This window comes from Sulfuricurvum sp. IAE1 (genome assembly GCF_004347735.1).
In the GTDB taxonomy this organism is placed as follows: Bacteria; Campylobacterota; Campylobacteria; order Campylobacterales; family Sulfurimonadaceae; genus Sulfuricurvum.
Window position 1 is genome coordinate 66,401 of sequence record NZ_SLTI01000004.1, and the last position, 14,246, is coordinate 80,646.

The following is a 14,246-nucleotide window of genomic DNA, read 5'->3' on the forward strand; positions in this document are numbered from 1 at the left end:
CACACGATGACTTAGGCAAAAGGTAACCATGCGCGCCCGTTACGAATACCGATCCGAATACGCATTTTTCAAACCGTCGTTCGAAGCGATACGCGAAATATTCCATGCCGATACCCATACGATCCACAAAGCCCGCAACGAACTCAAAACCATCGATCTCGGAGGCCTTAAAACCGTCGTTAAATCGTTCAAGGTTCCCCACCTGTTCAACCGGATCGTCTATACTTTTTTTCGCAAAAGCAAAGCGTACAAATCCTACCATAACGCCCTGAAACTGATCGATCTTTCGATCTCAACGCCCGCGCCCGTAGCGCTAATCGAATTTTTCGAATCAGGTCTGCTGGGAGAGAGCTATTTCATTGCGGAATGCTTTGAATACGATTTCACGATCCGTACCCCGCTGCTTGAGCCCACAGACGAGCGCGAAGAAATCTTTAGAGCATTCGCCGCCTACACCTGCGACCTCCATCGCAAAGGGGTATGGCACCTCGATTACTCGCCCGGAAACATTCTCGTCAAACGGACCGTAGAAGGGTATGCGTTTGCCATCGTCGATATCAACCGGATGGAGTTTCGTGATTCGATCGCTCCGCTGGAAGGGTGTGAAAATTTCAACAAACTGTGGGCATCCGATGCGGATTTAGAGATCATGGGGCGCGAATACGCACGGCTGTGTGGGATGGACGAAGCGCTGATCGTTTCGGAGATGCAACGGCACAACAATGCCAACAAACGCTCCAAAAACTTCAAAAAACGGATTAAAGCCCTGCTTCGAGGCGACTTTTCAACTCCCGCTTGACCCTCTCGAACATCGCTTCTCTGCCTTGCGGGTTCTGAGGAATCATGTAATGGTGCTGCCCGGCTTCATCCCCGATACTTTTCCAGCGCGAAGCCGAAGCAAAGAGCGTATCGGCAAAAAAAGTAAACGTCTCGCAACCGCACGCGCTCGCGAGGTGATAGGTCCCGGTCGATGTACTTACAAACAGTTTAAAACTGCTTAAAACATGTGCAAAATCGACGACGCTTCCGCGCGAACGGTACAGATGCGTACGGCTTTGTGTACCCAGTAACGCCGCGGCTTCCTCGCAAAGCGCTTCCTCGTCGGGGCCGAACGTCATCACAACGTCCACCGTCCCACATGCTTCGGCGATCCATACGAGTTCGACGTATTCGCCCAGTGTCCAGTTTGCATCCGAAGAGCCTCCGAATCCGGGGTGAAACGCCACGACGGGACGGGTGATGCCGTACTCGGCGCAAAAAACCCGATAAGCGGTATCATCAAAACGCAGCAGCGGTTTAGGGAAATCAAGGTCGATCTGCGTAAACAGCGCGCGCGCTAGCTGCAGATTGTATTCGAATTCGGCCATCTCCACCCGGCTTCGGCGCTGTTGGATGCGACGGTTGTAAAAAATCTGGGCGATCTTCGTCGCCGGGGCGATCCGGATGGGTATCCGCGCCAGGAACTGGGCGATCGCGACGCGGGTATTGGAAAAGAGGGTAATCGACGCGTCGATTTTCGCCTCGCGGATTTTGAAAGCGAGCTCAAGAATGTCCCCTCCGCCGTCGACGATCACCTCGTCGATAAAATCGCACGATTCGGCCAGCGAGCGGTTGAGCGGGGCGACAAGAGCGACGATGCGGTTGCGCGGGTCATGGCGTTTGAGAACGTACAGCGTCGGCAAAGCGGTGATGAAATCCCCGAGTTTGTCATTACGCACCACCAGTATGTTCATCGCTTCGCCTTTATTGTTCTGTTTGCGCCATTTTACACGATTGAAGGTAAGAAGAGGATACAATACGGCCATGAAAACACCGTTTGCCTGGGACTATTATTCCGACCAGCCCGCCATAATCCGGGACAAGAAGCTCAAGCGTAAAATGCGCCTCTCGGCCCTCCCCTCCCTGATCAAAACATTCCTGATCGCGGCAGTGACCCTTCCTTTCTCGGTTTTGACCATCCCCTATCTCCCCCACCGCCGCATCGACGGCGACCGCTTTTTCGGAATGGGGGTCAACCTCGACAAAGAGCCTTCCCTCTCGCCCGGACTCGTCCGCGAACTCGGAGTAAAAAACCTTCTGATCCGGATCCCTCTGTGGGAAATCGACAGACTCCACGAATACGTCGCGTTTGTCCGGAGCTTCGAGGGGTGCACGGTAACGATCGCCCTATTGCAAGACCGCGAGCACATCACCGACCTCCCCATGACCCGCGAACATTTCAAGGCGATTTTTACCGCCCTCTCGGGAATCTGCGACACCTACGTCATCGGCAGCACGATCAACCGCGCGAAATGGGGGTTTTTCAGCGTCAACGAGTATCTCGACTTCTACGGCATCGCTTTCGATCTCAAAAAAACCTGTTTTCCCCATCTCAAACTGATCGGCTCGAACGTTATCGATTTCGAATACCACTATAGCGCCCATACCCTTTTCAATTTCAAAAACATCCGTTACGATGCGGTAGGAAGCCTCCTCTACGTGGACCGCCGGGGCGCCCCCGAAAACACCCAGATGGGATTCAACCTCATCGAAAAGATCCGCCTCTTGGCGTCACTTGCGCGTCTTAGCCCCAAATGCGACGGAGAAATCGTCATCACCGAAACGAACTGGCCCATCACGGGGACGGCTCCTTATGCTCCTACCAGTGAAACCGAGTGCGTCGACGAAGAGTCCTACGCGTCGTATATGGTCCGTTACCATCTCCTCGCCTTCGCTTCGCAAAGCGTGAATTCCGTGTTCTGGCACCAGCTGGTCGCTCCGGGTTACGGCCTTATCGACAACCGGGATGGGATTCGCAAACGAAGCGCATTTGACGCCTATCGCACGATGCTTTCTCAGATGGCGGATGCCTCGTTCGTCGGCTACGGGGTCAAAAGGGGTCGGCACACCCTGCTGTGCGAAACACTTCGAGGAGTGCTCCATGTCGAGTGGCTGGAAGAAGGATCGATGGAAATAGCCCTCACCCAAACGGTCACCGTCACAACCCGAGACGGCATCAGCATGGATACCGATACACTGTTGCTGGGCGAATCGCCGATTTACTACACCACTCCGCTGGAAAACGAATGAAACTCCTGATTATCCTTCCCAACTGGCTGGGCGACGCGCTCATGGCCACTCCCGCCATCGAAGCGCTCTGCAAGATTTATCCAAGTGCGGAACTGACCCTGGTCGGATCGTACGTGAGCCTCGAAGCGCTCAAACACCACCCGCAATGCACACGGGCCTACGTCGACGAAACGAAAAAAGGGGGGAACCGCTTTCTCAACACATACCGTTTCGCCCGCCTTCTGGGACCACACGATATGGCGATCACCTTTCGCAACCAACTTCACTCCTCGCTGCTGCTGCGCCTCAGCGGAACCCCGATCACCGCCGCCCGCTCGAGCTGGCATTCCCGCGCGCTGGTGTCGCATCCCATCAGAACGCGCCCAAACACCCATCTTGTCGAACAATACCTCGACATCGCCCAAACACTGAGCCCGCAACCCCTCGAAACCGGTCCGCTGCAACTTCACATTCGGGCGCATCGTTACGCCCGAGCGACCCTGGGGATCAATCCCGGGGCGACGTATGGCAGTGCCAAACGGTGGTATCCCGAAAAATTCGCCGACGTCGCCAGAGCGTTCAGCGACCGCTACGACATCGTGATCTTCGGCGGACCGAACGAAACGCAGATGGCCGAGGACATCGAAACGCGCCTGGACGGCATCAGCGTCACGAACCTGGCGGGCAAAACGTCGGTAAACGAACTTTGCGCCATGATCGGGGGGTTGGATCTGTTTATTACCAACGACAGCGGACCGATGCACGTCGCCGCGGCCTACCAGGTTCCGACAGTGGCCGTCTTCGGCCCGACCCGGCATCTTGAAACATCGCAATGGAAAAATGAAAAAAGCGTGATTGTACGTCACGAGATGGAGTGTGCGCCGTGCATGAAGCGCGAATGCCCGCTGGGGCATCACGAATGCATGAAGGGTATCACGGCCGCCGAAGTGATCGAAGCGGTTAAAAGTCTAATCTAAGACCGAAATACCACGAATCGTTATAAGTGACGTTGCGGTTTTCAAGGTCGGTATCGATGTTTCGGTACCCCACTTCAAGGCGGCCGTTGTCGATCACCGCGGCATCAAGATGGATGCGGGTTTCGAGATATCCGTCCCCTTCCTTGAAACTCAGTACCGAAGGGGCATAATAAAGGGCTCCCCCCAGGTAGAACGGAAACGGCGTATTGAGCGGCAGCCGAAGCTCGGCTTCGACCCCCAGCGGGATGGCCGCGTATCGTCTGCCGTCAATCTGCGTGTATTCCCCTTTGATCCCAAGGCCCACTTTCAATCCCGGAACGCCGCGAACATACTGTTCCACCATAAATGAAACCTCCGCCAGCGGATCGAGATCGCGGGCGGTTTCGCTGTTGTTGTTGTCGCCGTTGAGAAAACGGGCCCCGATGTAGGTATTGCTCATCGCATTCCCCATCCGTCCCATATCCAGGCGGATCTGTCCTTCGACGTCGCGGTTGTTGACGTTTGCTTCGATCTGATGGGCCGCGAACGCGCTCGCACCCATCGCCAGTAACATCATAATCGTTTTTAGCATGCTGATCCTTTGTTGATTCTCTCGATGGTCGCCGTCGTACTTTTGCCGTCGACAAAATTCACCAGCCGCAGCTCGCCGGCAAATTCGGCTCCGACGACCGTTTTCCCCTCATAATCCCCCCCTTTGACGAGGATATCGGGCGCAACGTTTTTGATCAGGTCGTAGGGTGTTTCGTCGCTGAACATAACCACATAATCGACCGATTCGAGCGCCGCTAAAATGTAGGCGCGGTCGGCTTCGACGTTCACCGGGCGGCTGGGGCCCTTGAGCGCACGGACCGAACTGTCAGAATTGAGCCCTACGATCAAAACGTCCCCGTAGCTTTTGGCTTCCTGCAGATATTTGACGTGGCCGACGTGAAGGATGTCGAAGCAGCCGTTGGTGAAAACGACTTTTTTACCTTCCGATTTAAGCCGAGCCGCGATCTGCGCGATCTCCCCGGCTGTTTTGATATGGGCATCCGAAGTGCTTTGGCGGAGACTCGATTCGTACGCGTCGATCTCATCGAGGGTCACCGTAGCCGAACCGATTTTACCGACGACGACCGCGGCCGCATGGTTCGCAAACGGTGCCGCTTCATCGATGGAGAGACCGCACGCTAGGGCATACGAAAGCGATGCGATCACCGTATCCCCCGCCCCCGTTACGTCGTAAACCTCTTTGGCCACCGTCGGAAAGCGGCGCATATTCTCATCATAAACGGCGATCCCGTCTTCGGAGAGGGTGATCATCGAGCACTCCAGGTCGCAGGTCTCTTTGAGCATGAGAAGCGCCCGGCGCAGCGATTCGTCGTCGCGGATCGAAATACCCGTTGCCTCCGATGCCTCTTTACGGTTCGGGGTGAGCAGGTAGGCGCCGCGATATTTGGAATAATCTTTTCCCTTGGGATCGACGAGCACTTTTTTGCCCGACGCTTTGGCCGATGCGATCACCCCCTGCGCCACCCGCTCGGTGATGACCCCTTTGCCGTAATCGGAGAGGATCACGATGTCGCATTCGCCGATCACGCGCCCGACATAGGATAGCAGCGCCTCTTCGCTCTGTGGTGCGATCGGATCTTTGGATTCGCGGTCATAGCGAAGGATCTGCTGGTTCGAAGCGATGATACGGCTTTTTTTCGACGTTTTGCGCCCCGCCTGAAGACTCAGCCCTTCGCCATCGACGTTGATGGCACGGAGCATCGATCTCAGCTCTTCCCCGTTTTCATCGTCGCCGATCACTCCGCCGACGCGTACCTGCGCTCCGAGAGCAACGAGGTTGTTGATCACGTTTCCCGCCCCTCCGAGGACGGTTGTTTCGCGTGCGATATCCACGACCTGTACCGGCGCTTCGGGAGAAATACGCTCGCATCCTCCCCACAGGTAATGATCGATCATTAAATCCCCGATGGCCAGGATGCGGGGAGAGGCGTTTTTCAATCGGTTCATCGGACTTCCTCTTCGAAGAGGCGCTTGATTTCGCTCACGTACGCGGCGATCCCCTCTTCGAGTTCAAAACGGGGAGCATACCCCAGCACGTCGCGCGTGCTTTGAATATCGGCTTCGGTGTGGAACTGGTAGCGTCCGATGAACGGGTTGGGGATGTATTCGCACGGAAGCGACGTTCCCAGCTCCCGCTGGAGAATATCGACGATCGCTTGGAATGAGCGCGCTTTGCCCGTACCGACGTTGAACACTCCCGACTCTCTGGGGTGCATTGCCAGGACGTTCGCCTGAACGATATCCTCGACGTAGATAAAATCGCGGACGATTTTGTCCGATCCTTCGAACAAGCGAGGATTTTTCCCCGAGAGCAGCTGATGGCCGAACTGTACCACCATCGACGCCGTTTTGTTTTTGAAAAACTCTCTGGGGCCGTACACGTTGAAATAGCGCAATCCCACGATCGAGATGTTGGTGTGTTTTTGAGAATACTGGCGGGCGAGATGGTCCATCATCAGTTTCGAGAACCCATACACGTTCTGAGGCGCTTCCCGCCCTACCCGCTGCGGTGAAGGGGCATCCCCATACGTTGCCCCCGACGAGGCGTAGATCATATTGGCTCCGTGCGCCACGGCGATGTCGAGCAGATCCTTGAATGCGTTGACGTTGGTCTGGATCATCAGATCCTGTTCAAGCGCCGTCGTATCCGAAATAGCCGCTTCGTGAAAAATATAATCGAATCGATACTGCTTTTTAAGCGTATCGAGCAGCTGCTTGTCGTTGATGTCCCCGCTGATCACTTCCCCGCGAAATCCGAGCAGGTTTTTAAAATGGCCGAAACTTTTGAGGTTGCCGTTGGAGAGGGTGAGGTTGGAGCGGAAAAGATCGAGGACGACCACATGCGCATCGGGATAATGTTCCTGGAAATAAAACGCAAGGTTCGAGCCGATGAATCCCGCCCCTCCCGTAATCAAAATCGTTTTTCGGTTCAAATCGACGTCGCTGTAGCGCATGGATAATCCTTGAATGTTCAGGTAGTGTCATATTGTAACAAACTCTACATTAAAGCTTAAATAGTTAGAGTGATTTAAGATTCATAGGAATATAATAGCGCTCAAATTTTTTATGGAGAAATGAAATGAAAAAAATTGCTCTTGCAATGTTGTTCGCCGGCGTATCTTTGATGGCTGCTGACGGTAAAGCTCTTGCCGGTAAATGTGCCGCCTGTCACGGTGCTTCTTTCGAGAAAGCCGCTCTGGGTAAATCTGCGATCGTTAAAGGTCAGTCTGCTGGCGCTATCGAAAAATCTCTTCACGGTTACAAAGCCGGTACTCTGAACAAAGCCGGTATGGGTGCCCTGATGAAAGGTCAAGTTGCTTCTATGTCAGATGCTGACATCAAAGCCCTTGCTTCTTACATCGCAGGAATCAAATAATTCCGCTCTCGCCGCCTCAGGCGGCGGGTCTTTCTTCCCTTCTTCCTCGTTTTAAATAATCCGTTTTTTTAACTATTTGATCGAAAGTTTCGCTATTCGGGCCGATACTCTTTCTTTTTCAGTTCCTCGCGTTTGCGCTGCTGGTTTGCTGCGTCGTTGAGTTCTGCTTCATCATCGTAGAGAACCTGGTTCATCATCTTTTTTTCATCGTCGAACTGGCCGTTTTTGATTCCCCACAAAAAAGCCCCAAGCGCCAGCGCCCCCAATACCAGCGATGCTCCGAGCATCATTGCTATAACCCAACTGTCCATGAATATCTCCTATTTGTAGAGCCATCGTACCCGCATCGAGTTCCCGACGACGAGCAGTGAGCTAAACGACATTGAAATCGCCGCGATCAGGGGAATCACGTACCCTGCCATCGCAAGCGGGATGGTGATCGAATTGTACACCAGTGAAATCCCGAGGTTTTGTTTGATCAGCCGGTAGGTGCGACGGCTGATCGCGTGTGCTTCGGCCAATGATGCGAGCGAATCGTTCAGCAGTACGACGTCGCTCACCTCGATCGCGATGTCGCTGCCGCTGCCCATCGCGATCCCGATATCGGCATTGGCCAGCGCGAGCAGGTCGTTGACGCCGTCCCCGGCCATCACGACGACGTGTCCTGTTGCATGCTCACGGGCGATAAAATCGGCTTTTTCCTGCGGGGTCAAATGGGCATACACCTCATCGATCCCCACTTCGGCCGCAACCCGACGCGCCGAGGCTTCGTGGTCTCCGGTGAGCATGATTACCCGAAGTCCCGCTTTTTTGAGTGATTCGACCGATTCGGCCGCTCTTTCTTTCGGGAGATCGCGCAGTTCGAACACGGCGACGAGGCGGTTGTTCACCGCGTAGTAAAAGAGGCTCTTATCGCTGTGCGAATCGATTTCGATCCCCGCTTCGCTCATGAGCAGCGCATTCCCGCCGGCAACCATCATCCCGCCGCTGCGCGCGACGATCCCGCGTGCGGGGATCTCGCGGATCTCTTCGAATGCGGGAAGTGCGCCGAGGGTTTCGGTCCTCTCGAGGTATTCGGCGATCCCCCGGCTGATGGGATGCTTGGACGCCGAAACCAGCGCATACAGCAGCGACCGTTCAAAACTCTCATGCACGGTCGCGTAAACGACTTCGGGACGTCCCTGGGTAATCGTTCCGGTTTTATCCAGGACCACCGTATCGGCGTGGGCCATCGTTTCGATCATCGAAGCCGATTTGAACAGAATCCCCCGTTTCGCTCCCAAAGAAAGCCCCACCAGGGTTGCAACGGGCGTTGCCAGTGCCAGTGCGCACGGGCAGGCGATGATAATAACCGAGATCCCTACCATCAATGCGCGGTTGAACGTATGGGGCCAGAAATACCAGCTCCAGAACGTAGCGATCGCCAAGAACAATATCGTCGACGAAAAGTGCTGGGAGAGACGGTTGGCGAGCTGCTCGATCCGCGGCTTGTTGCTCATCGCGTTTTCGAGGAGATTGACCAGGTTTGAGAGGGTCGAATGGGCAAAATCTTTTGTCGCGCGGTAGGTCAAGAGGGCATCGATGCTCGTCGTCCCGCTGATAATCGAGGAGCCCGGACGCTTGAACACGGGATCGGATTCGCCGGTCAGGCTGCTCTCGTCGAAATTCCCCTCACCGTGAACCACCTCGCCGTCAATCGCCGCTTTTTCTCCCGTCCGGATCCGGATCAAGTCGCCGATTTTGACCTCGTTGACGTTCACCTCCCGGACGCTGTCCCCCTCCACGACGCTTACTTCGCGCGGGATATGCCTGCCGATGACGTCGAGGGTATCGGCGGCGTTTTTACGGCTCAGCACTTCGAGAAATTTCCCGAACAAGACAAACGTGATAATCATCGATACCGAATCGAAATAGGCTTCCCCGCTTTCGGTAAGGGTGATATAAATGGAATACAGATACGCCAGGCTCGATCCGGTCACGACGAGCAGGTCCATGTTAACCGCTTTGTTTTTGAGCCCGTAGTAGGCGCCGCGGTAAAAAACCCATCCGCTGTAAAAGAGCACGGGGGTCGCGAGAAACCACTCGGCAACATTGAGGATGGTTTTGATCTCCTGGGTAATCCCGGTAAAATAGCCTGCATACTGGGCGATTGCGACCCACATCATATTCATCGTCGCAAACGTCGCGACCGCCATCCGGAGATAATAGTCTTTGCGCTCCTTGTTGGCGCGCTCTTCTTGCAATGACGCATCGTAGGGGAAGGCGTTGTACCCGATCGCACGGATCATGTCGATGATCGAGGAGAGCTTGAGCGTCCCCTCATCCCATGTGATGCGGGCCTTGTTGTTCGTGTAATTGATGTGGGCTTCAACAACCCCTTCCATCTTATGAAGCGCTTTTTCGTTGAGCCAGACGCACGCGGCGCAGTGGATCCCCTCGATGATCAGCGATACCTGGCTGAACCCCTCTTTGGTCCGCGTGATGAAACGCTCGGCGAATGCGGGGGTGTCGAAATTGGTGCTGGCTTCGAACTGCTCGGTGGGGGGGGAGAGGGTCGTATCCCCCATTTTGGCGTAAAAGCTGTCCAGCCCTTCGTCCTTGAGAAGATGGAAAATCCCCTGGCATCCCTTGCAACAAAAACGGTATTCGCCGTCATGGATCATCACGTCGTCGCCAAACTCCAGGTGACAGTGGTCGCATTTGACTTTAGACATGTTCGAATTTCCCCACTTCCCGATTTTTCACGACCGTATCGTACGTTCCGCAGACCCCCTGCATCACGATGTAGACCCCCGCCTCGGCATTGCGGGCATAGCCCAGTGCCATCGCCAGGTTTGCCGTCGCTTCGATCGTATCGACCCAAAAAGGGACCATGGCTCCGGTAAAAACCACCGTTTTGTCCAGCTTCAGCGATGCGACGGCCGAAGCGCTTTGGTTCATCGTATCGGTCCCGTGGACCACAACGATCCGATCAGCCTGATCCGAAGCGATCCGCTCGCACAACAGCGAGCGGTCCGCATCGTCCATCTCCAGCGAATCTTTGTAAATAATCCCTTTGATCTCCACAGCTTCGGCAAAAGTGGCTACAACCGCCTCGATCGCGGTGTTGTCGTGCGGTACGAAAAGTTCCCCTTTAAGAGGATCATAGCACTTGTTGAACGTTCCGCCGGTATTGTAGATCGCTATCACAGCAATTCCCTGAGTGAGCGGATGATTCGATCCGCTTCGGATTTTTCGGCCGTTTCGGAGAGGAGGATATTCGTCCCCACCCCCGCCCGTTTTGCCGCCGTGATATCACGTTCGTTGTCGCCGATCATCACCGAAGCGGCCATATCGATACCGTATCGGCGCTGTGCGTCAAGAAACATCCCCGGACTCGGCTTGCGGCAATCACAATGGCCGCTGATCTCCTCGTGATGGGGGCAATAAAAAATATCGGTGATATCGACCCCCATAGAAGCAAAATGCCCTTTCATCCACTCGCTGAGACGATGAAAATCTTCGTCGGTGTAATAACCGCGCGCAATACCCGATTGGTTCGTGACGATGATGATCCGGTACTCCTTTTGCTGGTACGCGCGGCACACCTCGACGATCCCTTCGAGCAGTTCGAAATCCTCGATTTTATGAAGGTAGTTCTTTTCGACGTTGACGACGCCGTCACGATCGAGGAAAAGGGCTTTGACCACTTACGCTACTCCGCCGCCGAACATCTCTTTTTCGATAATGTCGCAAATCATGTGCTCGATCAGCAGGTGCGATTCCTGGATACGCGGCGTCGCGTTGGAGGGGATCACGATCGCGAAGTCGGCCATCGCGGCCATTTTTCCGCCGTCGCGTCCGACCAGCGCCACGGTGGTTACGCCGCGTTCCTTGGCCGATTCAAATGCGTTGATGACGTTTTGGGAATTCCCCGACGTCGAAATCCCGATAAAAAGGTCCCCCTCCTGGGCCAACCCTTCAAGCTGACGGGAGAAAACGTACTCGTAGCCGTAATCGTTTCCGATCGCGGTAAGGTTAGAACTGTCCGTCGTCAGGGCAATCGAGGGGAGCGAGGGGCGGTCGAAACCGTAACGTCCGACGAGTTCGGCGGCAAAATGCTGCGCGTCGGCGGCCGAACCGCCGTTGCCCGCGATCAGAATCTTTTTGCCGTTTTTATACACGTCGACGCAGGCCTGAGCCACCGAAACCAAACGCTCCACCAGCTCATCGTTTTCCAAAATCGCCTGTTTGGTCGCCGCCGAGTCGGCGATTTGCTTGATAATATAATTTTTCATTGCTTTTTCCTTTTAATAACGGATACCCGTAACGCTACGGATTTTTTCGATCGTTTCGGCGGCGACCGCGCTCGCTTTGGCCGCTCCCATTTTCAGTATATCGCGCACTTCGTCCTGATGGGCCTCATAATAGGCCCTTCGTTCACGGTAAGGACGGAAATACTCCCAGATGACGTCATGGGCGTAGAGTTTGAAGTGGCCATGCCCCTCTCCCCCCGCTTTGTAACGGTTTTGAAGGGCAAGACGTTCTTCGTAGTCGAGGAAGAGTTTGGCAATATTGTAGACGTTGCAGTTTTCAAATTCTTTGGGCTCTTCCATCGGAACGGGTTCGGTCACGATCTTTTTGATGATCTTCGACTGCACTTTCTCTTCGGAGAAAATGGGGATGGTATTACCGTAGCTTTTGGACATCTTCTGTCCGTCGATACCCGGAACGGTCGCAACGTTCTCGTCCACCTTGAATTCGGGAAGGACGAAAATCTCGCCGTACTCGTTGTTGAATTTCAGCGCGATGTCGCGGGCGATCTCGACGTGCTGGATCTGGTCTTTCCCGACCGGAACCACCTGCGAATTAAACAGCAAAATATCGGCCGCCATCAAAACGGGATACGAAAAGAGGCTGTGGTTGGACGCGATCCCTTTGGCGACTTTGTCCTTGTAGCTGTGAGCCCGCTCAAGCAGTCCCATCGGAGTGAAAGAGGAGAGAACCCAATAGAGTTCAAGGACCTCTTTGACATCCGACTGGACCCAGAAGGTACTTTTCTGCGGGTCCATCCCCAGTGCGAGGAAATCGGTGGCCGCCTGCATCGTCAGCCGTGCCAGACGTTCTCCGTCCCCCAGACTCGTCATTGCATGGTAATTGGCGATGAACGCAAACACCTCATTGTCTTTTTGAGATTCGACCATCGGCTTGATGGAGCCGAAATAATTTCCGATGTGCAGATCACCGGAGGGCTGGATACCTGTTAAAACACGCACGTAAAACTCCTTGAATAGGGACAATTTTACCCAACGACGCCTTAAGCTTCGTCTTAAGATTATCTATGTTATATTTTTTGGAGTTCAACGAAAAAAGGATTGACCATGAACGTACAAATTCGCTCCAAAGAGATCAAACTTACCCAACATCTGAACGATCATATTGCCGCCGCCATTGAAAATTTCAAACGCTATCATCTTGATATCACGACCGTCAACGTGATGATCTCCAAAGAGAAAAAAGGGGTCGGCGTCGAGTTCGACATCCACATCGCCCATGCGCAGCCCGTCGTGATCAGCGATACGGACGAAGACCTCGATACCGCGATCGATATGGCGATCGAGCGGGCCAACAAAGCGCTCCGCCGCCTTCACGACAAAGTCAAAGACCATCACACTTCCTCCATCCGGGATATGGAAGTGGCCGAAACCGAGTAATCCCGATGGCGAAGATCAATGTGGTTTGCCCCCATTGCGGGGGCGTCAACGCGATCCCCGTTAAAGAGAGTTACGCGAAAGCCGCATGCGGGCACTGCAAAGCGTCGTTGCTCGACACCAAACCTCTCAGCGTCGATGCGGCATCCTTCGATCGGCTCCTCATCAATGACGAACGGCTCATCGTCGCCGATTTCTGGGCACCGTGGTGCGGCCCCTGCCGGAGCATGGCCCCCTCTTTCGAAGAAGCGGCCCGTGCCTTCGCACTCAAAGCGCAGTTTGTCAAAATCAACACCGAAGAGCAGCAGCATCTGGGAGCCCGCTTCGGCATCCGCTCGATCCCTACCGTCATCGCTTTCAAAAACAACCGCATCGTCGACCAGTTCAGCGGCGCCCGCAGCGCGGCTGAAATCATCCAATGGGTACGGCGCCATCTCTAAGAGGCGTCGTTAACCATTTTTGGCTATCCTTCCTAACTTTCTTTATTCGAGGACACCACACATGTACAACTGGGTTTTATGGTTTCACATCATCTCGATGGTCTCCTGGTTTGCGGTACTCTTTTACCTGCCGCGTCTGTTTGTCTACCATGCCGAAAACGGAACCAACAACGGCTTCGTCGAAGTGGTCGAAGTGATGGAGATGAAAATCTACCGCTACATCGGCGTCCCCGCTTTCTGGGCGACGTTTCTCTCGGGAATCGCGTTGATCGCGATGTCCACGAGCCAGTACGGGGTCAATGTATTCGGTATGGGGGGGTGGATGCACGCCAAAGCGGTGCTTGTGGTACTGCTCATCGCCTATTTCTTTTCGCTCGGACGGATGCGCCTGCGTCTCAAAGAGAACACCGCCTACAAAAGCGGGAAGTTTTTCCGGATGTATAACGAAGTGCCGACAATTCTGCTGATCCTCATCGTCGCCCTCGTGATCGTCAAACCGTTTTAATCTTTTCTTCAAGCCCCTTGCTTTTCAGAACGGCAAGGGGCATCTGAATTACCGAAGTTAGAGCGTAAAGCCACCTCATTCGATGGGGTGGATATAAGCGATCAATCAGGAGTATCTTGCTGCTGAATATCCCCTTCGGGGACGAGAACCTTTTCAAGG

At 54.4% G+C, this 14,246-nt stretch carries 17 protein-coding genes; 7 read left to right on the forward strand and 10 right to left on the reverse strand.

Features of this window, described 5'->3' with window-relative positions; all coding sequences use genetic code 11:
- The first annotated feature begins 28 nt into the window (after positions 1-28).
- Positions 29-799: a lipopolysaccharide kinase InaA family protein gene (locus tag E0765_RS00435; protein ID WP_132811243.1), complete on the forward strand. Its 771-nt coding sequence runs from the start codon at positions 29-31 to the stop codon at positions 797-799.
- Here E0765_RS00435 and E0765_RS00440 read toward each other — a convergent pair.
- Complete coding sequence (locus E0765_RS00440; protein WP_255417799.1) at positions 759-1,805, reverse strand: glycosyltransferase family 9 protein; 1,047 nt, start codon at positions 1,803-1,805, stop codon at positions 759-761. The two genes, E0765_RS00435 and E0765_RS00440, sit on opposite strands and share 41 nt — an antisense overlap.
- Here E0765_RS00440 and E0765_RS12590 point away from each other — a divergent pair.
- Both E0765_RS12590 and waaF read left to right on the forward strand, forming a co-directional pair.
- A complete protein-coding gene (locus E0765_RS12590) occupies positions 1,804-3,069 on the forward strand; it encodes a glycosyl hydrolase (protein ID WP_223175655.1) in 1,266 nt (421 codons plus the stop codon). The genes E0765_RS00440 and E0765_RS12590 overlap by 2 nt on opposite strands.
- Positions 3,066-4,025 (forward strand): lipopolysaccharide heptosyltransferase II, encoded by a 960-nt coding sequence (gene waaF, locus E0765_RS00450; RefSeq protein WP_132811244.1) that lies wholly within the window; start codon positions 3,066-3,068, stop codon positions 4,023-4,025. Before E0765_RS12590 ends, waaF begins: the two co-directional genes overlap by 4 nt.
- On the opposite strand, the gene E0765_RS00455 is transcribed toward waaF, so the two are convergent.
- From E0765_RS00455 to rfaD, 3 genes are read right to left on the reverse strand one after another with little or no spacing between them, the layout of a single operon-like run.
- On the reverse strand, positions 4,009-4,596 hold the full coding sequence (locus E0765_RS00455; RefSeq protein ID WP_132811245.1) for a YfaZ family outer membrane protein: 588 nt from the start codon (positions 4,594-4,596) through the stop codon (positions 4,009-4,011). The genes waaF and E0765_RS00455 overlap by 17 nt on opposite strands.
- Positions 4,590-6,023, reverse strand: coding sequence for a D-glycero-beta-D-manno-heptose-7-phosphate kinase (gene rfaE1, locus E0765_RS00460; RefSeq protein WP_132811246.1), 1,434 nt, complete (start codon positions 6,021-6,023; stop codon positions 4,590-4,592). Before rfaE1 ends, E0765_RS00455 begins: the two co-directional genes overlap by 7 nt.
- Entirely contained in the window at positions 6,020-7,030 is a 1,011-nt protein-coding gene (rfaD, locus tag E0765_RS00465; RefSeq protein ID WP_132811247.1) for an ADP-glyceromanno-heptose 6-epimerase, read from the reverse strand. The genes rfaE1 and rfaD overlap by 4 nt, the downstream gene beginning before the upstream one ends.
- 125 nt (positions 7,031-7,155) lie before the next feature.
- Here rfaD and E0765_RS00470 point away from each other — a divergent pair, with 125 nt between their 5' ends.
- Positions 7,156-7,452, forward strand: coding sequence for a c-type cytochrome (locus E0765_RS00470; RefSeq protein WP_132811248.1), 297 nt, complete (start codon positions 7,156-7,158; stop codon positions 7,450-7,452).
- 92 nt (positions 7,453-7,544) lie between these two features.
- On the opposite strand, the gene ccoS is transcribed toward E0765_RS00470, so the two are convergent.
- From ccoS to trpS, 6 genes are read right to left on the reverse strand one after another with little or no spacing between them, the layout of a single operon-like run.
- Positions 7,545-7,763 carry a cbb3-type cytochrome oxidase assembly protein CcoS gene (ccoS, locus tag E0765_RS00475; protein ID WP_132811249.1) on the reverse strand — a complete coding sequence of 73 codons (219 nt, stop codon included), beginning with the start codon at positions 7,761-7,763 and terminating at the stop codon, positions 7,545-7,547.
- Positions 7,764-7,772: 9 nt separating this feature from the next.
- A complete protein-coding gene (locus E0765_RS00480) occupies positions 7,773-10,166 on the reverse strand; it encodes a heavy metal translocating P-type ATPase (protein ID WP_132811250.1) in 2,394 nt (797 codons plus the stop codon).
- Entirely contained in the window at positions 10,159-10,641 is a 483-nt protein-coding gene (locus E0765_RS00485) for an asparaginase domain-containing protein (protein WP_255417800.1), read from the reverse strand. The genes E0765_RS00480 and E0765_RS00485 overlap by 8 nt, the downstream gene beginning before the upstream one ends.
- Entirely contained in the window at positions 10,638-11,141 is a 504-nt protein-coding gene (gene gmhB / locus E0765_RS00490) for a D-glycero-beta-D-manno-heptose 1,7-bisphosphate 7-phosphatase (RefSeq protein WP_132811251.1), read from the reverse strand. Before gmhB ends, E0765_RS00485 begins: the two co-directional genes overlap by 4 nt.
- Positions 11,142-11,729 (reverse strand): D-sedoheptulose 7-phosphate isomerase, encoded by a 588-nt coding sequence (gene gmhA, locus E0765_RS00495; RefSeq protein ID WP_132811252.1) that lies wholly within the window; start codon positions 11,727-11,729, stop codon positions 11,142-11,144.
- A gap of 12 nt (positions 11,730-11,741) precedes the next feature.
- Entirely contained in the window at positions 11,742-12,707 is a 966-nt protein-coding gene (gene trpS, locus E0765_RS00500) for a tryptophan--tRNA ligase (protein WP_132811253.1), read from the reverse strand.
- A 105-nt stretch (positions 12,708-12,812) separates the two neighbouring features.
- On the opposite strand from trpS, the gene raiA reads away from it, so the two are divergent.
- The 3 genes from raiA (at position 12,813) to hemJ (ending at position 14,087) form a co-directional block, all read left to right on the forward strand.
- Positions 12,813-13,145, forward strand: coding sequence for a ribosome-associated translation inhibitor RaiA (gene raiA, locus E0765_RS00505; RefSeq protein ID WP_132811254.1), 333 nt, complete (start codon positions 12,813-12,815; stop codon positions 13,143-13,145).
- Between the two features lie 5 nt (positions 13,146-13,150).
- A complete protein-coding gene (gene trxC / locus E0765_RS00510; RefSeq protein WP_188109903.1) occupies positions 13,151-13,582 on the forward strand; it encodes a thioredoxin TrxC in 432 nt (143 codons plus the stop codon).
- Between the two features lie 61 nt (positions 13,583-13,643).
- Positions 13,644-14,087: a protoporphyrinogen oxidase HemJ gene (gene hemJ, locus E0765_RS00515; protein WP_132811255.1), complete on the forward strand. Its 444-nt coding sequence runs from the start codon at positions 13,644-13,646 to the stop codon at positions 14,085-14,087.
- The last annotated feature ends 159 nt before the right edge of the window (positions 14,088-14,246 follow it).